Source organism: Paenibacillus sp. cl130 (assembly GCF_900116035.1).
In the GTDB taxonomy this organism is placed as follows: domain Bacteria; phylum Bacillota; class Bacilli; order Paenibacillales; family Paenibacillaceae; genus Paenibacillus; species Paenibacillus polymyxa_B.
The window spans coordinates 137,194-157,173 of the sequence record NZ_FOYG01000010.1 but is presented as its reverse complement, the minus strand read 5'-3'; the positions used below and the strand labels follow the sequence as shown (position 1 = coordinate 157,173).

Sequence of the window (19,980 nt, the reverse complement as noted above, 5' to 3'; positions counted from 1 at the left end):
GCAAACGCCTGTCCTAAACAAAAGAAACATTTGCTAGACGACAGTTTCTTTTGTGACCCAGCAGCATCTTCATTTATACCCATTATTGAATGACGTATCTGTAAAACTTTTTATCCACTTTCATGACTGGAAAACCAATCGGCAATTCTTCTGGAGCTATACTAACAAAGTCATTCTTCTCATAGAAACGATGAGCTGCTACGAATTGTGGTGTTGTTCCAAGATAGATTTCTTCAATAGACCTTTCCCTGGCCCATCCTATGGCATGATGCAATAATTGATTCGAAACATTGAATGTTTTACCTCTATAGTTTTGTTTTACAAACATCTTTCTGAGTGCTGTCTTACGGTTCCCAATATCTAACAAAGCTATAGTCCCTACTACGGTTCCTTCACTAAGAGCCACCCAGAAGTTGCCGTTACCACGCTGATAAAAATTTTCAATATCAAGCAAATCTGGCTGATCTTCTTTGGTTATGGCGATATTATATTCATCTTTTTGAATATGTAAAATTAAATCGACAACTTGTGTTTGATACTCGGTTGAGTACTCTTTTAGAAAGATACTATTAATCATCGTTGTGTTCTCCTATTATCGTCAATTGTTATACTATTAGATTCTCATTAAACCACAGAACCTAAAATATTACCCATATCTCCTTATTGGCGCTTGATACACGCTCAGTATTAAATAACTCAACCTCCGCAACTAAACTAAGTTTCCACCTACACAGTAGAGGATTTGAAACCATTGTCTAGGTGCGAACGTTGAGTTAATTATGAATCTCTATATATCAGAATTCTATTCTACGCTTGAAGCTGTGTAAGAATTTGCGGGTCCTTGATCTTCTGATCCTCAGCCAACAAGACAATTTTAGATAGAATCTCCGCTGTTCTTGGGTCTTCGTCCAGAAACGGCAGGAAGATGCGTCCACGATGCTGCGAATGCACCGGAATAATATGCAGTGCTCCCTTCGCTTGCTTATAGACACCCCCGCTTCCCAGATGCACAGCATATTCGCCAAGAGTCCCATCTACACGTGCATAATTCCCATCCAAGCGTACATTGCTAATTTTCAGCAGGCGAAGTGATTCCTGCACAATCACCCTACGCATTTCAATGGTCGTCAGACTGGCCTCTGGATCAACGCCGCCTACATGGGCAACACTGACGACCAGATCCACGTCCCGCATAACTTCGGAGAACAGAACAGGAGGAACTTCGTCCAACGGTACGCTCTTATACGTTGTCCGATCAAAGAACTGTACTGTCTCCAGCGTAGGAGCCTCAGTATCCGCTGGTGAGAACCAGTCTGCCATGGCATACAGGTTCGCAATCAGATTCTCGGCATAGTACACCTTCTGGAGTCCGTCCTCATAGCTGACTGTCCATTGGCGACCTTTCAATAGGGATACCGTTTTATTCGGCTGTACCTGGTGTCCCGCATATCGACGGGAAACTGTCGCGTTTGCACGTTCATCAGCATTCAGCAAGTACAGCTCACGGAACACCTGCTTAAATGGCTGGCGTATCTGGCGGTCGAATAAGTCCTTCTGGAAGTCGCTCCAACGACCACTTTCGAACAAATGAAGGGGATGAACGATAATCAGCTTGTCTTCTTCTCCTATAGTATGCTGTTCAGCAAAAGGAGCCGTCAATACCAACGTTTCCTCATTAAAATATCCGAGGTGATCATCGGCCTTGAAAACCAGTGTTCGCACCAACGGAGCAAGCACAGGATTACCCAGCAGTCCTCTTAATTCCTTCACCATAAAGGTCGTACCAGACTCCATAGAGCGTTCCAATTCTTTGCGAGCTCTGCGGTACTGATCCACTAGATCTCCTTTAAGCTCCTTCAGCGACGTAACATACTCATCCTTCTTGAAACGAGCCGGAATGGATTTCAGCGTCTTGCCTTTGCTGACAATTTCAATATCTGCCGCTCCTTCAGCATCAATGACGAGCTGCACCGTTGTAGCCTCGTCCAAAGCATGTGGCTCAAAATAAGACCGGAGATCATCCAGCTTACGAGCTTCCATGTCCCATACGAGACGGGTTACATCATCATAACCTGCGTTACGTGCCAAATTCCCGAGTGCAATCCGTGAAACGAGTGCCTCACTGGCCTTACGCTGTGCTCCGAATTTTTTGCTTTGTTCCAGAAACCTCTGGATAAAATCATAACGTTCGCGTACATCTGGTTCAGGCGGCTGAGCAAGTGGAATCAGACTGTAGGTCAGCAAATGGTCTTTGTTTCGCTTGTCTTCCACTGATTTTTCCATGTCACTTCGTTTCAGCTTGCCTAGCGTCGCATCTGCAAACAACTGGGATCGACGATGATTGGCTCCAGCTGAAATATACTTGGCACAATCGTACAGCAGATCAAATCGTTCCTCGCCCAACGTCTCATAGGCCTCATGGAACCAGTGAATATCGAAGGCACCATCATTAAAATCTTGCGGAGCAATCGGCGAATAATGGGCTACAATCGTTTCCTTCTCGGCCGAAAAACCTTCATTGATATGTGCATGGAAATACCATGCGGCACTGCGAAGCCCTTCCCAACCGAGATAGTCTGCTACAATCTCAATCCACTGTGGAGCATACATAGCAGCCTCCAGCAGACGTTTATCCGTAATTTTAGTGTTTTTCAGCTTTTCCTTGAGCAATGTGGCATCCTCGCCATCACTCGGATAACATGCTTTGAGCAAGTGGCTGAACGATTCTTTTTTGGTAATACGATCACCGTAGCCGTACACATAACCACGCACAAACGTTTCCTTGTCGAGACCCTCCAGAATACGGATGAAATAATCCATACCTTCAAATTGGCTCAATCCCATAACCTTTGGCGTAGCCTCGGTAGGCAAATCTCCTCGAACCAATTCAACCTCTAACAGTCGATCAATAACCGTGCGACGTATTTCCAAAAATTCATGTTTGCTAGAAATCCATGTATTGCGGGCATTGGTTAAGGAACTCATATGTCTTCTGCTTTCACTACCGGCCAGCAGTTCCCGATAGACTTCCCCTACACCGATCAACCCTTTTTCATATGCTTTGAAATAATCCTCCAGATCCAGCGGAGAATAAAAACGATTTTCCGCTCCTGGCAGTTCTGCGTAGTTCACAAAGGTATGGAAAAAGCGCTTAAAGGACTCACCATCATGAACCTGCCCCTTCTCCAGCGCCACCCACGGGCCGGACAATAGATGGAGCATTCCCATATCCTCTACAGGTCTGTCCTTAGGCACGCCCTGCATTAGTGAATTTAAAGCAAGGTCAATTACGTCAAATGTTTGGTCACCGGATGTGTCCATAAAATAAGCATTAACTAATGTGCTTACCTGATCGGAATAGGTCAGCTCTGCCATCCACTTCTGAACCTCGTTAATCCGATCCAAAGGATACATTTGCTCAGCGAAGTCTTTACGCCATCCTTCCAGCAGCTTGTGCTTGCTTTGTTCTGAATAGTTCATGTTAAAAGAAAAGTATCGATAGTAGCGATCCAGCGTTCGGTCCATAGGCTCCAATCGGTCATAAAAAACAAGCTCCAGCAGTTCACGCGCTTCCATGCCGCTTTCCTGCAAATAACGGTCCCACTCCTCATAGAGAGGATATAAAGACAGTCTAGAATCTACTTCTTCATCGACCTGAACCAGCCGTAGAGGACGAAGGTTCGTCCCAATAAGCAATGTATCTTTGTAGCCCGAATAATACTCCGCAGTATATTCCACATCACGATGATGATGAACAAGCTCATCCAGTCCGCTCAAGAACTGCTTGAGCTTCTCCAATGGACTAACAAAAACATCGGACAATCGAAAATCACCCAGATCAACTTTCTCTTCCAACCAAGCTTCCTTGACATTCGGATCGTACAGGCCAAAACCGTTAGCCCCTGTATAAGCATCCTCCTGTCCCAGCTTGGACAGCAGTTGCTCCTCTTTGGCTGTGGGTTGCTGAATGATATCCGCCAAAGCCCGCAGGCTTTCATACTGTTCGGCACGATCCGGGTCTGCATATATCTTCGTCAATACTTCCAGTCCACCCAATCGTTGCAGCTCCGCCTTAGCACGAAGCAAGCGTTCCAATGAGCCAGCCAGCGGCCCTTCCGATTGTGAGAGCAACACACCAATGACACTTTGTCGCAACGATCCCGTCTTGAGCTTTAATAAGGTTTCCATTTGTTGCATTTCTGGTTCCGACAGCGTCAGCTTACGCGCCTTGGCCACAGCGAACTCACGGATACTCATACTTTTGTCAGACAAACTGGAAAAAATAAAATCACGCTGTACCGTATCCTCAGGGTTTTGCACAAAATGGTTCAACAGTTCGCCACGCAGATTAGGGCTAATCTGTTCCTTTAAGGCTATGATTTCCCCAATCCAGGAAGCGTCCATATCATAACCAGCGAGATACAGCATTTTTTGAATAGGTGCATCTGAGCGGTGATACAGATTTACAAAATCCAGCACCTTGGAGGGCTCGGTGGACTCACCCTTTTTCATATGTACAAACAGGTTATGAAGTCGTTCAAAATCTTTACGCCGCTCCTCTCTGCTCTCCAACAAAGGAGTGCGCACCACTTTAACAATCCGATCCGCGACCGTCCCGCCTTCTATCCATTCATAAAAATAATTGCTTGTATAGTTCGTCAATATCCAATATTGAAGCTCCGGGTCCGTTTCATCCAGATATTCTCTCGCGATTCCGAGGCGCACATCCTTGTTTTCACTGTTAGACAGTACATAAAGCGCTACGATCTTCTGGTAAGGTGCTCCCTGCTCCATGAGTTTCTGAACCTGTCCATACAAATCACGTTCCTCATGTACTGCGGTAGCCCACAAACTCATATATACTTCATTAGCATTTGAGCTGGTCAGCCATTCTTTGCGCAGTTCACTACGAGTCAATGCTTCATATGCCTGCTCTATCAGTTGGCGAACGACCCGCTGGTTGGCGGACTCCAGCCCCATGCCCGTCCATACTGCAAGCGCCCGCACTACCGAGCTGTAACGAATGAAGCCTTGGTCGATGATCACCTTTAACAGATATATTAGAGCCTCCGGGGTTCCTTCATCCATTTGTTCCACGATACTTTGGCGCAATCCCTCCTGGAGCTTGGCGGCTGCCAAGAGCTCGCCGATCATGCGATAATTCTCCTCCTGATGACTCAGGAGCATGCCTTTAATCATATTGCGCGTAAGTAACGCAGCCTGATTATCTCCATAAATAATAGCTTTTAACGCCTCAAGCACCTGTAAATTATCGTTATCCAGCTCATAAGCAATCCAGTCACCAATCGTTTCCTGCATCCGGTAATCCCTGCCTGGTTCATAATCCTTTTTTGTTAAATAATCCATTACAGAGAACCCGATACAGTCCATTCGAATCAACTGCACCATTCTTTTATAAATCCGGGAAGTATGGGCCGTAATATCCGAAGTGCGAAACGGTTTTCGCGCATACCCTGTGCTGTATGGATATTCAGTCACATGCTCTGTTAGATGGGCGAATACATCGCCCGCTGTTTGTCCAATTAGAGCACGTAATACCTCTGTCAGTGGCTTAAACAGCGGTTCTCCGCTTTCTGTCGCCCGTTCTTTTAATATTCGCTGACATTCGTTAAATGGCTCCTCGTTCTCCTGTATGTAATGAAGCTTCCCCAGTTCCACAACATACTGAGCCAACTCCTGTTGTTGTCCATCCAGTTGCGCCGCGCGCTCCTTCAGTGTGGTGAAATATTCTTGCTCATTGTTCTCTTGATGCATATTTCGTTTCCCCCTCTACCATAGGCCTCCAGCCAGCATTGTGAAGCGTATAAATACAATCTCATTCCCATCCTTAAGTGACAAAGGAGCATCCAGTTCAATAGTTTCCTCGTCACATACAAAAACTCTGTATAAACCATCTTCAAAAGCCTGCATCGCCGTGTTCACAGCATCCTTAATATCCGGGACACCCTCATTATATATGGAACCGAATCCTACTTTGCCTATCTCGCCTTGTGCCTGAACTTCCTCTCCCGTGAGGAACGGAATCAGCGCGACACTCTCCTGCTTTTCCCGTAGCTTTTGAACATTCAGAGCAACGGTTGCAGTAATCAAATCTCGCAATGTTTCTGGAGCAGGACTCAGTTCTAATTCCTGTCGTGCGAGTGCGGGCTTGCGCTTTCCCAAACTTTTTACAGTTACAAACAGCTTCATGTCGTTCCCCTTCCTTTTTATTCACGCTTTTGGCCCGTTGTCAGCTGAATTTTTTGACCCATATAAAAACACCGTTAACGAAATCGAAAACGAATGTTTGTTCGTATATTTATTTTAATATGTTCCTTATCATTACTCCATCGCCCTTTATGACCAAAATTCGCAGCGGTGTAACACCCTAAAATCTTAAAAAATAAGACTTTATACCCTGTTTTCGATCATTCCTTTCCATATTAAGGATGAAAAAAGACCTGCACAAGGGAGACCATCTGCTCTTCACAGACTTCCTTCCATTATACAGGTCGTATTTCATCATAAAACGATGTTTCAACATACTTATTTCAGGATTTTGCAAAATTCGATTCCAGTCGCTCCAACGTGCAAGATATAGACGAACTAAACCATTTCGATCTATATCTTATTCATTGGAAGTCGCTTATTGGATTTTTGCAAAATCCTCATTTATTTAAAATGCTGGAACAACGCTGTCCTTGTAATTATCCTCAAAAAATTTACGTACTTCTGGTCCAGTCATTCGCTTTGCCAGCTTTTGAATAGCATCGGAATCTGCATTATCCTTACGCGCTACCAGATTAATGGCAAAGTGCGTATCGTCTTTTTCGGTAATCAGCGCGTCCTTCTTCGGTGTCAGACCGAGCGGCTTGGCATATGCGGGATACATGGCAGCCATGTCCACATCATCCAGTGACCGCGCCAGCATCAACAAATCCACTTCTTTAAACACGAATTTTTTCTTATTCTCAATAATATCAGCCTGTGTAGCATTATAGCCTACGCCTTCTTTAAGCTTGATCAAACCGTTTTGCTCCATCATTACTAAAGAGCGTCCGGTATTGGCCGGGTCATTGGCAATAGCAATGGTCGCACCTTCGGGCAGGTCTTTAATGTTCTTGTATTTTTTGGAGTACGCGCCATAAATGGCATTGTAAATTGGTTTTACCGCTACCAAATCGGACTTGTTGCTTTCATTATATTGTTGCATAAAAGGAGCATGCTGAAAGAAGTTAGCATCCACTTCATGGCTTGCCAATGCGTTATTCGGTTGGATATTGTCTGAAAGCACGACGATTTCCAGATTGACTCCGTCCTGTTTAAGCAGCGGCTTCACGATATCCAGCACATCTGTCATCGGTGGGATTAGCGTTGCTACTTTCAAGGTCACTTCTTTTTGGGAAGTTGCTTCTTTAGACTGTGTTTCTGGAGCAGCCTGCTTTTGACCACCGCATCCGGCAACCAGTAGCATAACGACAGCAAATAGTGTGAGTAGTTTCAAGTTCGTTTTCATGTTGTTTTTCCGACTCATTTGATGAGGAACCTCCAAGTAAATTGTGATTGGGAAGATAAAAATGAGTTACAGTACAGCCGCAGCCGCTTCGCGTGCAGATTGTTCTTCCGATCGCTGTTGAAATGGGATTCTCTCTGATTTATAACACAATTTATAGGTTAGAATCCCATTTCAAAGGCGAACGCTGACGCTTCTCCAGAACAATTCTGTCCGCTCCGCTTTTGAGGTACTGTAAAGTCATTTTTATTTCCCATAGTGAGTGGTGCAAGTGTAGCGAAAAGTTACATTTTTGCCCTATCGCTTGTCGATCCGGCGGGATATGGTGCTTCCGGTGAACTGGATCGTTTGTACGAAAATAATCATGACGACGATGGTGAACGCCATCAAGCCTGTTTCAAAACGCTGGTAACCGTAGCGGATGGCAAAATCGCCTACCCCGCCGCCGCCCACAATGCCCATCACCGTGGAGTAGGAGATGAAGCTAATGGTGGACGTGGTCAAACCCAGTACAAGCCCGGAACGAGCTTCCACGTACAGAAATTTAAAAATAAGCTGGAGGGTGGATGCCCCCATAGAAGTAGCGGCTTCAATTACACCCTTGGGCACCTCAAGCAATGATTGCTCCACCAGCCTCGAATAATAGGCGATGGCCACCACTGACAAGGGAACCGTTGCAGCCATCGTGCCCAGCGCCGTCCCTACGACCAGACGTGTAAATGGAATCATAAACACGACGAGCAGCAAAAACGGGAACGAGCGGATGACATTGACCACACTGTTCAATAAGGTGAACAGCAGTCGATTTTCATATTTTTGCCCTTTGCCGCACAAATACAAAATCGTTCCTGCCGGAAGCCCTAACAGTACAGCTGCTGCGATAGAAATCCCCACCATGATAAACGTCTCCCCGATGGCTTTCCATATCTCTGACTGGTATTGCACAATGATGCTCAGCATTTCATTCATCAGCTTCACCTGCTTCCGCTGTTGAACCTACCGCAGCGTCAACTACACGTTGCGTTGAAAGCAGCTGCCCATCCCGCATTTCTGATACACGGGTACAAATATTGCGTACCACGTCCATATCGTGCGTTACGATTACAATGGTAACTCCCAGTTCCCGGTTGATCTCCCGTAACACGCCCAGAATATCCGCGGTCGTCTGCGGATCAAGCGCCGAGGTCGGCTCATCACACAGCAGCACCGCAGGTCGATTCGCCAGCGCTCTGGCTATCGCCACACGTTGCTTTTGGCCTCCGCTCAGTTGTGCCGGATACTGTTCTGCTTTATCAGCTAAACCGACGAATTGCAGGCATTCGCGCACACGTTCCACTCTCTCTTTTTTCGCGACACCTGCCAGCTCCAACGACATTGCCACATTTCCACTGACCGTCCGATTGTGAACAAGATGATAATGCTGAAAAATCATCCCTATCGATCGCCGCGCTTCACGGAGACGTTTTTCCGGCATGCGAGTCAAATCTTCCCCGTTTACAACCACGTTTCCCTCATCCGGCCTTTCCAATACATTCATCAACCGGAGCAACGTAGACTTACCGGCACCGCTGGCACCTATGATACCGTGAATTTCCCCCTCCTCCACTTGAAGGGACACGGATTGAACCGCATGAAATTGGCCGCTTGAGGTGGTATAATGCTTGCTTACCTGATGCAGCGTAATCATGAAACCTGGCCTCCTGATGATCCATTTCTCAGGGAAAATGTAATAAGCCCGCCAGCCCAGGCGGGTCTGTACGAGCCGTCAATTCCCATTGCATTAATATACCACAGAGCAGAAAACGGGCAAAGCCTTTTGACAACAATTAACGTACATCCCACACCCCCACGTAAGGAAAGCAGATACCGAGTCCCCAAGCCAGCGTAAGCATGATGACAAAATAGAATATGAACACAATATCTACAGCCGAATAGCCAATCGCATAATAATACGTGCGTTTGGTTTCATTAGTAAAACCCTTGGCTTCCATGGCAATAGCAATTCGCTGTGCACGCCGGATACTTTGAGCGAGCAGCGGAATTGCATACCTGCGAAGCGTGGCATACATATTCCATTTGGACACATGCTGATGTAAACCTCGAATACGATGGGCTTGTCTCAATGCCTGGAATTCCTCCACCATCATGGGCATCAACCGCATGGCTGCCAAAAAGCTATACGCATACTTCGGAGAGAGCCTCCATTGCTGCATCAGTGAATAAAAAAGGTCCACTGGACGAGTCGTTAAACCAAACAGCAACCCTACCGCCGCCATACTCAGCGCACGAAAGCCCAGATGTATACCCCGATAAAAGCTTTCCTGCGTAATATGGATCAGGCCCCATGTCCACCAGGTCGTCACCCCTTTGCCGAACATCATCATGCCCGTTGAGGTTGAAATAAACACCAATATAAAGGGAGATCCATACAGCAGCAGCCGCTTCCATGGATGGCCTGACCAGACAAGCAGCAGCAGCATAGCACACGCAACATTAAACATGACATTCGGATCATGAATGACTATAACGACCACAAACAGTATGGAAAACATAACGAGCTTTAGGCCCGGATTCACACGATGCAGCCATGTTTTATGATGGGGAAAGGACAGGTTCATACTGGAGTTCCCCTTTCTGAATCCGCCATATATCGGTACAATATCGATGGACAATTTCCGGGTCATGCGTGACCATCACAATGGCCGTGCCTGCCGCTCTCAGCTGCTCCAACATATCCAGCATGACAAAGGTATTACGCGCATCCTGCCCAAAAGTCGGTTCATCCAGCAGCAGCACTTCCGGCTCACGGATCATAGCCGTAGCAATACTCAACCGCCTTTTTTGGCCCAATGAAAGCTGATACGGATGACGCTCGTCCAGCCGCTCCAGTCCGAACTGTACGAGCATCCGATCGACCCGTTCCCGGCACTGTTCAACGGTGAACAAGCTCTTGGGTAACGAATACTCTAGTTCCTTTCGTACGGTGTGTGCTACGAATTGCAGCTCGGGATTTTGAAACGCGAACCCGATACGCTCTGCCAGTTGTTCCGTACTGCCTGCCTCAATTCCGCGCACGCTATAACGTCCCTGTGTGCGAAGTAAGCGCATCATGGAGAGCAGCAGTGAGCTTTTGCCAGCCCCGTTTTCACCGACCACGCCAATCCAGTCGCCAGGCTTCACCTGCGCATGCTCCACATAAATCACTGAACTTAAACCGCGGAGGCCACTAAAATGTTCCAGCTCCAGCAAATCAATCCCTGTACCATTCCCCGTACCATTCTGCTGTGTCACTGATTCACTCCAACGCGGCGAAGACGATTCACTCCATACTCCCGGGTACCACACGCCATACTCGGACAATGCCTGCCGCTGCCCATGAAATACTTCTTCCGCCCTTCCATCCGCAATGATCTCCCCTTGAGCAGAAAGCACCACAATCCGGTCCACATCATGGACAATTTCATTAATTTTATGCTCCACGATCACCAGTGTCTGGTCTACCGAAATGTTTCGAATGGTATCCCACACCTGTGTAGTGCCTTCCTCGTCCAACAAAGCCGTGGGCTCATCCAGAAAAAGCACTTCTGGCTCCATAGCCAGCACAGACGCAATCGCCAGCCGCTGTTTCATTCCCTGTGACATGCTGCCAATGGGCATGTGTATATCATCCGTTGATAGACCAACCTGTATCAGCAGCTCGCGAATACGGGATCGCATCTGCTCACGAGGAACCTGATTATTTTCCAACACAAAAGCCAGTTCCTCGTCTGCATATGACATACAAAACTGCGTATCAGGATCTTGAAATACAATACCTGAGACACTTGGGATTACAGCAGCATCGCATTTCATAGGCACTTCTATCGTGCGTGGAATCAGACCGCTTAACACTTGGAGCAGCGTTGATTTACCGCATCCACTCGGTCCCAGCAACAGCAGCTTTTCCCCCTTGCGGACAGACAAAGACATATTGTGAAAAAGCAGCTCCTGCTCACCGGGGAATTTCAACCGAAGACGGGTGATCGAAGCCACCACATCTTCGGTTGCCTGGCTCATCAATCCAGCCCCTTATAATCTTGTTCCGTTGCGGGTCTCAAACTTCGCGTGACTCCGGTTACCTCCAATGCCCTAGCCAGATAGAACGCGAATACCCCGGCAATCACAATGCTGCCAATCATGCGAAAACCGATATACAAAACATAGTTCCAGGTCGAAAGCTGATCAATATACCCGTAGCTGAAGTCTAAAATCAGAGAAGCGACAGCCGCCCCGGCCGCAGCTAGCGAAGCAACCCACAGGTTTGCGTTCCGATACAGAAAAGCCGCAAAAAATAGCTCCGCTCCCAAGCCTTGCAGCAGGCCATAGTACAAAGTGGACATCCCCCATTCGCTTCCCAAAAAAGCACTGACCGTTGCCGCTGCCACCTCTGCCAAAATTGCAACACCCGGCTTGCGAATGATGAGATAAGCAAACGTGCCTGCCATAAACCACATGCCATACATCAGTTGCTCGGCGTGTAGACCGAATGGTTTCATCAAATCATAGGCAGGTCCCCATATTTTGTAGACTAACCCGAACACAACAGCGATCACAATCGTGACCAAAATATCAGTCAGCTTCAACCCTTTGGACGCTCTTACAGCAGTATTCATTATTGCGTGCTCCCCTTATCCTTATAATTGGCCTCTTGGCCATAAAAAAAAGCTTGTCTGGAGCTGAATCTCCAGGCAAGCTTTATGCGCAGTAAAAGGTGAAGCACCATACAAAACATCATTCGTCGATATGCCTTATATAACCAGTAGTCTAAGCTACTACACTGATACCAAGCCAAAGTCAGGGTCAAGGTAAAATGCTAGGACATACATTGTATCTATCGACAACCGCAAAACAAGCGGCATTCCTGTATAGTGTTCTTGGTTTCTCTACGCTGGCATTACCCAGATCAGATTTCACGGTCAGTGGCAAGGGCCACCCTCTCAGCCTGACTTTCTCAAGCTCCCGACAATGCTTTTTTAATTCACTATAATATATACCACATCTATGGCTTTGACAATCCTATAATCCGAAGAAACGTTTGGCTGTCTCCGTCGTGGCGATTTCGATCTCCATCATGCTTCGGCCTGTACATTCGGCTATCGTAGCAGCAATGTGAGCGAGATACATCGACTCATTACGCCCTTCTTTGGGCTTCACGGGCAAATTACGCGGGGTCAAAAATGGAGCATCCGTTTCAATCATCAGACGGTCCAAGGGAATATCTCTGACCAGTTCACGCAGATGTTTGCCACGCCGTTCGTCGCAAATCCAGCCGGTGATCCCGATATACAGTCCCATCTCTACATACGTATGCAATTCTTGTTCCGTGCCTGTAAAACAATGCACCACTGCTTTATCGACAAGCCCTTGATACTCCCGCAGCATAGCGGCAAAATCCTCATGTGCATCTCGTTCATGCAAAAATAACGGCATATTTAGCTCACCCGCCAGTTGGATTTGCTCGCCAAACCATCGGCGCTGCACATCACGCGGCGAAAAATCACGGTTATAGTCCAATCCGCATTCCCCTATGGATACGACCTGCGGCTGACTCGCCAGCTGACGGAGCTGCTGAACCGTCTCTGCGCTGCAGTCTTTGGCATCATGGGGATGCACGCCAGCTGTCGCATACAGCTTGCCCGGATAACGTGCTGCATACTGAGAAGCCTCCCGACTGCTGCGGACACTGGTCCCGGTAATAATCAGGGGTGAAATCCCTACAGCTGCGGCTCTCTCTACCACCTGTTCCCGATCCGCATGAAACGAACGGTGCATCAAGTTCACGCCAATATCAATTAACGGTGTACCCCTTTCCATCTCAATCCCTCCTTCGCAAACTACAATCTCGGATCAATCGGCTCCGATTCCAGAGATAGCGCGGCAAGGACGCATTCATGAATACGATCTACCGTATCCTTGCGGACAAAACGTTCCACGCCTTCCATACCAAGCGCTCCTTCCATCAGGGCATGACGCTCCTTTTTGTTCGTTCGACGCTGCTTCAGACGCTTTAAATTCTCAGGGGCAAGATAATCCATACCGTAAATGATGTGCAAATACTTCCGGCCTCTCACCTTGATTGCAGGCTGAATCATCTTGTCCCGATTTTTCATCAAAAAGCGTTCCGGCTTGATCACAATCCCTTCATGACCATCCTCTGTCATCTCGTTCCACCAGCGAATGACCTCTTCCTCGCTTGCTTCGTCCGTGATCACGCGATACTCTGTCTCCATAAACAGGGAAGACAGCCCAGCCAGCTCCCGGTTTTGCTCCATATGCCAAATATGAGAATGGTCGAAAAAAGTCTTTCCGCTGTGTGCCAGTGTATGGAACGGTGCAATACGAATTTCATCCAGACCGTCCACATCCCAGCAATATTTTTGAAAATCCTCTTGAAACGTTACGGCATTCGCGTACTTCTGTTCCATTTCCTCCAACCAGTCTCCAACCTCTCGACCTGCAACCTTCGCCTGCTTCAGCTTGTCTACCAGCTTACTGCGATCCAGCAGGGCTGCCTCCCCCACATGCGCATACTGTGCAGCAATCAGTTCCCTAGCCTTGAGATTCCACGGTACAATTTCCGCATCCAGCAATACAAAATCCGTCTGGTTCCGTTCAAAATATCCAGCAGTCCGTAGATCCACATTCAGCTTCTCCACCACTTGCTTCCCAAGGCTTTGTTCAAAGAAAGCTCTCCCACTCCGACTGTAGATCGCGCCCAATGTCGGGTAGCCTACATATTGAACAGCGGCCTGTTCGTTTTTGAATAACAGTAGAATAGCTCGGCTACCCATATGTTTTTTCTCGGCCACCATCGTTTGTACTCCTTGTCCTCGATAATAAGCTAGCGCCTCACGTGGATGCTCCAGATATCCTTCCTCTGCAGACACCGCTGGAGCAGGGCTCATCGTCGGTGGAATATACACCAGCTCCTCCATGGGTACAGTCACATGTGACACGGTATCTATAGCGGATTTGATCCATTCTCCTTGTACGCGCACTTCGCCATACGATTCCGTCAACACACTGTAACCAGCGATTAGCTTGCGTAAATTCGGCGGGGAAAACCGTTTTCTCTGCCACCGGACAAGTGGGCTATCTGGATCATTCGCATAATTCTCATGTGCCGGAACGCTGACAAATTCCTTTTCCGGATAACGATAAGCGGTCAGCATCCCGCCAAATACCACACCCTGATCAATATTCACCGTCTGGTTCACAAGGGTAGGTTGCGGTCTCGGATCATGTCCCCATACTACTATTTCTCCCGATTCATGGTCTACGAACCAATCCTTGCGGATCGGTGTTCCGTTCGCATCCTGTCCTTCCGTATCTCCATAGCGGCAATAATCAGAAATACGTGCCGACTGTTTGCCAATAAAATGATCCTTAATCCCGGCATGAGCCACGACCACGTGTCGCAATCCATTTCTGCCAAAAATAAGATGAGAGGGTGCATGTAGCAGAAAATCTCTCAACTCGCTTCTAAGCTGTTCCGCCGCTGTCTTGCCCGCTTTTTGTTCATATTGGGCCAGTTCCTCTGCAAATCGTTCATCGCCATGACTGAGAGTCACCTTTCTCCCATCGAGGTAACGGCCGATTTTCCAGCCATGATTGCTGTCAATCATATACGCTAGTCCGGCATCCACGTGCTTTTTCCAGAACTGCACCGCTTGTAACGATTCTGGGCCACGGCTCATCACATCCCCGACAGATACTAGTCTTCTACCATCTGGATGATGGTATAGTCCTTCCGTATCTTCCGTATATCCTAGCCGCTCTATCACTTCCAGCATCTCACGGTAGCACCCATGGATATCACCAATGATGTCAATACCTGAGCCAATCTCATGAAACAGTGGCTGCACACGGCGAACAAAGTTCATTTCTTCTACATCCTTAAGAACATAGCAAGCGTTAAAGCCTTCCTCACGGATACCACGCAGGTTCCGCTTTAACAGCTGTGCCTGCTGCTTGACCCGTTGGCGGCCACGCGGATGCTCCCTGCCTAAATCACGTTCCAGCAGCACAGATTCGGGTACATCCAGTACCAAGGCCATAACAGGAACGTGCGCCTTGGCTGCCAGCTGTACATATTTCTGGCGATCCTCAGCGTACAAATGAGTGGCATCCACAACCGTTAGCTTATTCAAGCGACAGCGCATAGCCAGAATCGTATCCATCGCCTCAAACGCCTTGGCTGACATTTGCTGATACTCATAGAACAGTACGTCCGATTCCAGCCTTGGAAGTCCACTCCAGTCTATAAATTCCGTATCTCCGACCAGCTTGCGAAAATGATCCGAGGATACCACTTCTGTCTCCAGTAGAATCCCTTCGCACACCAGCCTGTCCAATAATGTGGTTTTGCCACTGTTGGAGGCCCCCACCAACACAACCAGTCCAGCATGCGGTAAATGAATCGTACGTTTGGATGAATTGCTCATGCTTCCTTCTGCTCCTTTCTGCGCGTAAATATAGCCATTTGGGTCGGTTGTCCAAAGCCTTCGATCTCTTCTCCGATCCCCTTCAGCGCTATCAAATAAGGAGCTTCCTCAATCCACTGCTCACATTGTTCCTGAAACTCGCTTCTATTCCATTCAAAACGGTGATCGCCATGCCGCAGCTCTTGCTGGTTCATACGATATACCTCATTATATTCACGATTGGGAGTCGTCACGATCAGCACATTTGGCTGATACTCCGTCACAATCGTCTTCATCACCCGGTTCAGACGATGCTCGTCCACGTGCTCAATGACCTCACATAGGATCATCACATCTTTGCCCCGCAATTGTTCATCATAATAAAAGAGAGAGCCCATCATGGGTGTAGGAATGATCGCGTCGGTATGCCTCTCCAGCTTGGCAAAACGCTCCATGGCTCTCACCTGTGCATACGCAGACGGCTCCACCGCCCAAATTTCTTCAATGCCCGTCATTCGGGCCATCCGAGCCGAAAGCTTCCCTTCTCCTGAACCAAAATCTACGATTTTCTGTCTTCGAGGCAGCTTGCGAATCACGTCCATAATAGCTTGATATCGCAGTTCATTCAGCCGTACAGTAGGCTGTTGCTTCCCTTCCTCCTGTGGCTGTTCTGGCTGTTGAATCTGTTTGTGCTTATCATTTTGAGCTTGGACAGTATGTTTTTGAGTATGTTTTTCAATATGTTTTTGAGTACCTGTTTCAGCAGAATCTGATTGCTCAAATTGCTCAATCAGATTGGTAAAACGAAGCGTGCGTCGAATGATGAGCTCGCGTAGCGGATGCTCTGGCAGCCAGCCTTCACCGTAACGTCTCAGCTTGTCAAACTCTTCTTCACTAATATAGTAATGCTTATAATTATCCAGCACCGGAATCAACAGCAATAACTGACGCAGCGCATACTGCACCGTCTGGTGGCCACTTAACGTGACATATCTGACGGTGCTTCGATTTTTCAGCTGAAAAGAATAATCTGCTTCCCCTCGTTCTATGGCCACTTGATAGCCCAGCGGAGCAAATAGTCCCTCCACCACAGAATCCGGCAAATCCGAAGCAACAGGCCCAAACGATAACTCCAGCGCAAAAGGGTGCGTCACCCATCCTGCATAATCTTCTTTGGGTTTACCGTTCAGGGCTGTGCCAAGCGAGCCACGAATATAGGTGCAAAATAAGCTGCTGGTTACAAACTCCCGATCATTTATATATTGTGTAATATCATAGCTGTCTGGACTGTTTTTGACCAAATCAATCGAATCTGGCGAAGCCTGAATGACGATCTCAGCCTCTTCCTCGGTAAAAACAGTGTACACCATGCGTACACGTGCGCCTTTTTCTGTGCGATCATACGTATTGTAAGGATTCTTAGCAAGCAAATGCGAAATCATCCCTGCATTCGTTCCGGTTGCTTTTAGCGTAATGTGCATACTCCACTTTTCCTTCCCAGCTTATGCTTTCCATACTTCATTCACCGCAGCGCGGAACAAATCATCCAACTGCTGATCAAGTCCACTCTCCATATGCTGAAGCAAGGGTGCCTTTTGTTCAAAATAAGCAATTTGCTGCTGGATAAAATCATTCACCACCGAAAGCCGTGGCTCCATATCCAGTTCCTCGCCCGCTTTTTTACGTTGCAGCAAATGCCCGATCACCTGATAAAGTTCTGTATCGGCCGGAATTAATTCCTCTAGCAAGTCTACGAATTCCATCGGAGGCATGATGTTGTAACGTTCAATCCAGCCACAGGCCAGCAGTGGGCGCAGTACATAAAAATACTTTTTAATCTTCACCTGTTCTCCTTGCAAATAATCCCGATAGTTCCCCCGCGCCATATTCAGGTAATGGTACACACAGGACTTCGGAGAGAAGGTTAACGGCGATATCGCACGAATCTGGTCAGCCACTGAATACTGCTCCAGATAGGGAATCGGAGATTGCAGCCATTCCAGCAAAGGCGGATTGGACTTGCGAAACAAATGGAGTGCCTTTTTCAAATCCCAGCCGTTCATATCCAGCAAATTGCTGATGGGTCGCTCAATCACATCCCGCTTATCAAAAATAGACAAATACCATTCTACGGATCTTACATAGATAAATCGTACATCATAGTCACTGTCTTTTGAAGGAAACCCCCATGCCCGACTGCCTGATTCACAAGCGTATACAATGCGCACCTGCTCCGCCTGCTCCAACGCGCGCAGCTCACGCAAAATCGTCTCGCACATGTCCGGTTGAATGAAACCCTGCCCATGCTTCACATCTGTCATGTTGTTCCCTCCCTTATCATTAAAGTATTTCCCGAATCTGTTCTCTAATCGACTCCTCCGTTTCAGCTACCGATAAGCGGCGAAGGCGCTCTGTCGTTTTCTCTCCCCACATCTCAGAAGACCATACCTTGAGTACATGAAGCGCTGCACGGCGTTTGGAGGTCACCGGACTCCAAAGTCCGGCAGCAACTAGCTCTTGTCCCATTCCTTCGTAAGAAGACAATAGTTGCAGCAGCATACCTAGACATTGATGCGCTTCATACTCCGGTCCAAAGCCTGGCACATCAGCAGGGCCGGAAGCAATCTCTCCCAAGGGCAAGTGCTGTTCTGCAAAAGCCACCAACTTGCGCACCCGCTGTTCATCCTCTGTCTTGATGAGTTCAAAGTACAAAATAGGCTTGACTGGGTATCTGCTTAATTGATCAAATAGCACGGGCCATACATCTAGTGTCAGCATTCGAGCTACACGAATGGCATAGTGGAGATGAGATGAATCTGCATGCTGCAATTCCTGCTCCACCAATTGCACCCACTGCGGATCGTCCATCATCTGCTGGCACAGCGACGCGTAACGTCTACGCAATTCCGGTGTCCATTCATGCTCATAACGAGTCTCCCATGAATCGTCCTCTTCATCCAGAAAGTCTGCAATATCCATGATGATCGTAAAATGCTGCACCGTCGTGCACATGGCCTTGGCATGACGAAGGTAGTTACCTATAACCATAGCGGCATGCTCATAATCGTCTATACTTTCCGCAGGTCCGCCTGCTGCCAGCAAAGCCGACAGAATCTCGCCTGCTCCGTCAAACAACTCCTGATCAATCTGCGGAACGGCGATGGCTGTATGCAGCTCGCCTTTATGAGCGCACTCATAAGCAAGATATTCATACATGACATTATTGCGGAATCCTTCCCGCAGTAGCCAATCACGTATTTCCTGACGCGTAGGTTCCAGCCGTTCCACTACGTGAATACGTCCCCAGCCATGTACCTGGCGGGCTAACGTATACAACTGTTCGTTGGCTTGCTCCGAAATATTACAGATAGCTACAGCCGCATATAGCGTGAATTCATCATGCTTTGCCAGCGTTAAAATAAGCTCGTGATGCTGCTCTGTCTCCAGCAATCCAAGCAACGCAATACCAATCTTCACCACATTGCGGTGTGCTCCGTGTTCAGCCAGCCAACGCGCTTCCTCATACAAACGATCCGGCTGAATTGCTGGATGCTGGCGCACCGCATCCAGCAACGGATCAATCAGACTGAGCGCATTTTCCTCCATCAGGCGTACATACGTCTCACGTCTCGTCTTCATTCCTGGCTTACGACATTGTCTGGACAACAGCTGCACCAGATCCTTGATTTTGTCGGCTACATGTTCGCCAGCACCATGATGCCCTAATGCTCCATCCAATCCTCCTGCCACCCAACGTATCGTGTGACCTGCCCAATATTCTTCATCATCCGGTAAATGATCATCAGTAAGCCTGCCCTGAGTATCCATTCCCTGCATAATCGTTTCATAAATCGAAAGCTTGCCTACCCATGGATATAACACTTCATTTTTGCGTCGTCCAAACATGTTGCATCACCCTTCTGTTATGTATTGCTTCTTAGTTTCATCGTGCTATCTTATATTTCTATGATGCTTTATATTGGAAGTCGTGAACATGGTGAAAGT

The 19,980-nt window shown here is 47.7% G+C and carries 14 protein-coding genes and 1 riboswitch; all 14 genes read right to left on the bottom strand.

All coding sequences use genetic code 11. The annotated features are described in order from the left end of the window. Nucleotides 1–82 precede the first annotated feature (82 nt). The 14 genes from BM358_RS23070 to BM358_RS23005 all read right to left on the bottom strand — a co-directional run bounded on the left by BM358_RS23070 (nucleotide 83) and on the right by BM358_RS23005 (nucleotide 19,881). Nucleotides 83–577 carry a GNAT family N-acetyltransferase gene (locus tag BM358_RS23070; protein WP_028542055.1) on the bottom strand — a complete coding sequence of 165 codons (495 nt, stop codon included), beginning with the start codon at nucleotides 575–577 and terminating at the stop codon, nucleotides 83–85. A 230-nt stretch (nucleotides 578–807) separates the two neighbouring features. Next, nucleotides 808–5,775 (bottom strand): DUF4132 domain-containing protein, encoded by a 4,968-nt coding sequence (locus BM358_RS23065; protein WP_028542054.1) that lies wholly within the window; start codon nucleotides 5,773–5,775, stop codon nucleotides 808–810. Nucleotides 5,776–5,790: 15 nt separating this feature from the next. After that, nucleotides 5,791–6,210: a hypothetical protein gene (locus BM358_RS23060; RefSeq protein ID WP_028542053.1), complete on the bottom strand. Its 420-nt coding sequence runs from the start codon at nucleotides 6,208–6,210 to the stop codon at nucleotides 5,791–5,793. Between the two features lie 466 nt (nucleotides 6,211–6,676). Then, on the bottom strand, nucleotides 6,677–7,534 hold the full coding sequence (locus BM358_RS23055; protein WP_028542052.1) for a MetQ/NlpA family ABC transporter substrate-binding protein: 858 nt from the start codon (nucleotides 7,532–7,534) through the stop codon (nucleotides 6,677–6,679). A 276-nt stretch (nucleotides 7,535–7,810) separates the two neighbouring features. Then, nucleotides 7,811–8,482 carry a methionine ABC transporter permease gene (locus tag BM358_RS23050; protein WP_028542051.1) on the bottom strand — a complete coding sequence of 224 codons (672 nt, stop codon included), beginning with the start codon at nucleotides 8,480–8,482 and terminating at the stop codon, nucleotides 7,811–7,813. Further along, entirely contained in the window at nucleotides 8,475–9,200 is a 726-nt protein-coding gene (locus tag BM358_RS23045; RefSeq protein WP_049828456.1) for a methionine ABC transporter ATP-binding protein, read from the bottom strand. Before BM358_RS23045 ends, BM358_RS23050 begins: the two co-directional genes overlap by 8 nt. A 139-nt stretch (nucleotides 9,201–9,339) precedes the next feature. Next, nucleotides 9,340–10,131 (bottom strand): energy-coupling factor transporter transmembrane component T family protein, encoded by a 792-nt coding sequence (locus BM358_RS23040; RefSeq protein WP_028542050.1) that lies wholly within the window; start codon nucleotides 10,129–10,131, stop codon nucleotides 9,340–9,342. Further along, the gene (locus BM358_RS23035) at nucleotides 10,106–11,569 is read right to left on the bottom strand and encodes an ABC transporter ATP-binding protein (RefSeq protein ID WP_028542049.1); all 1,464 of its coding nucleotides are present in this window, start codon (nucleotides 11,567–11,569) and stop codon (nucleotides 10,106–10,108) included. Before BM358_RS23035 ends, BM358_RS23040 begins: the two co-directional genes overlap by 26 nt. Then, a complete protein-coding gene (locus BM358_RS23030; RefSeq protein ID WP_023987157.1) occupies nucleotides 11,569–12,165 on the bottom strand; it encodes an ECF transporter S component in 597 nt (198 codons plus the stop codon). The genes BM358_RS23035 and BM358_RS23030 overlap by 1 nt, the downstream gene beginning before the upstream one ends. A 248-nt stretch (nucleotides 12,166–12,413) precedes the next feature. Further along, nucleotides 12,414–12,525: riboswitch (TPP riboswitch) on the bottom strand. A gap of 43 nt (nucleotides 12,526–12,568) precedes the next feature. Continuing rightward, entirely contained in the window at nucleotides 12,569–13,366 is a 798-nt protein-coding gene (locus BM358_RS23025; protein WP_028542048.1) for a TatD family hydrolase, read from the bottom strand. Between the two features lie 20 nt (nucleotides 13,367–13,386). Then, entirely contained in the window at nucleotides 13,387–15,996 is a 2,610-nt protein-coding gene (locus BM358_RS23020; protein WP_028542047.1) for a polynucleotide kinase-phosphatase, read from the bottom strand. Then, nucleotides 15,993–17,456, bottom strand: a complete 1,464-nt coding sequence (locus tag BM358_RS23015) for a 3' terminal RNA ribose 2'-O-methyltransferase Hen1 (protein WP_028542046.1) — start codon at nucleotides 17,454–17,456, stop codon at nucleotides 15,993–15,995. Before BM358_RS23015 ends, BM358_RS23020 begins: the two co-directional genes overlap by 4 nt. Before the next feature lie 21 nt (nucleotides 17,457–17,477). Beyond that, complete coding sequence (locus tag BM358_RS23010; RefSeq protein WP_028542045.1) at nucleotides 17,478–18,296, bottom strand: nucleotidyltransferase domain-containing protein; 819 nt, start codon at nucleotides 18,294–18,296, stop codon at nucleotides 17,478–17,480. Between the two features lie 19 nt (nucleotides 18,297–18,315). Beyond that, nucleotides 18,316–19,881, bottom strand: a complete 1,566-nt coding sequence (locus tag BM358_RS23005; RefSeq protein WP_028542044.1) for a hypothetical protein — start codon at nucleotides 19,879–19,881, stop codon at nucleotides 18,316–18,318. Between the last annotated feature and the right edge of the window lie 99 nt (nucleotides 19,882–19,980).

Coding starts and splice junctions, on each gene's coding strand:
- BM358_RS23070 (WP_028542055.1), bottom strand. CDS start 577: ATGATTAATAGTATCTTTCTAAAAGAGTACTCAACCGAGTATCAAACA.
- BM358_RS23065 (WP_028542054.1), bottom strand. CDS start 5,775: ATGCATCAAGAGAACAATGAGCAAGAATATTTCACCACACTGAAGGAG.
- BM358_RS23060 (WP_028542053.1), bottom strand. CDS start 6,210: ATGAAGCTGTTTGTAACTGTAAAAAGTTTGGGAAAGCGCAAGCCCGCA.
- BM358_RS23055 (WP_028542052.1), bottom strand. CDS start 7,534: ATGAGTCGGAAAAACAACATGAAAACGAACTTGAAACTACTCACACTA.
- BM358_RS23050 (WP_028542051.1), bottom strand. CDS start 8,482: ATGAATGAAATGCTGAGCATCATTGTGCAATACCAGTCAGAGATATGG.
- BM358_RS23045 (WP_049828456.1), bottom strand. CDS start 9,200: ATGATTACGCTGCATCAGGTAAGCAAGCATTATACCACCTCAAGCGGC.
- BM358_RS23040 (WP_028542050.1), bottom strand. CDS start 10,131: ATGAACCTGTCCTTTCCCCATCATAAAACATGGCTGCATCGTGTGAAT.
- BM358_RS23035 (WP_028542049.1), bottom strand. CDS start 11,569: ATGAGCCAGGCAACCGAAGATGTGGTGGCTTCGATCACCCGTCTTCGG.
- BM358_RS23030 (WP_023987157.1), bottom strand. CDS start 12,165: ATGAATACTGCTGTAAGAGCGTCCAAAGGGTTGAAGCTGACTGATATT.
- BM358_RS23025 (WP_028542048.1), bottom strand. CDS start 13,366: ATGGAAAGGGGTACACCGTTAATTGATATTGGCGTGAACTTGATGCAC.
- BM358_RS23020 (WP_028542047.1), bottom strand. CDS start 15,996: ATGAGCAATTCATCCAAACGTACGATTCATTTACCGCATGCTGGACTG.
- BM358_RS23015 (WP_028542046.1), bottom strand. CDS start 17,456: ATGCACATTACGCTAAAAGCAACCGGAACGAATGCAGGGATGATTTCG.
- BM358_RS23010 (WP_028542045.1), bottom strand. CDS start 18,296: ATGACAGATGTGAAGCATGGGCAGGGTTTCATTCAACCGGACATGTGC.
- BM358_RS23005 (WP_028542044.1), bottom strand. CDS start 19,881: ATGTTTGGACGACGCAAAAATGAAGTGTTATATCCATGGGTAGGCAAG.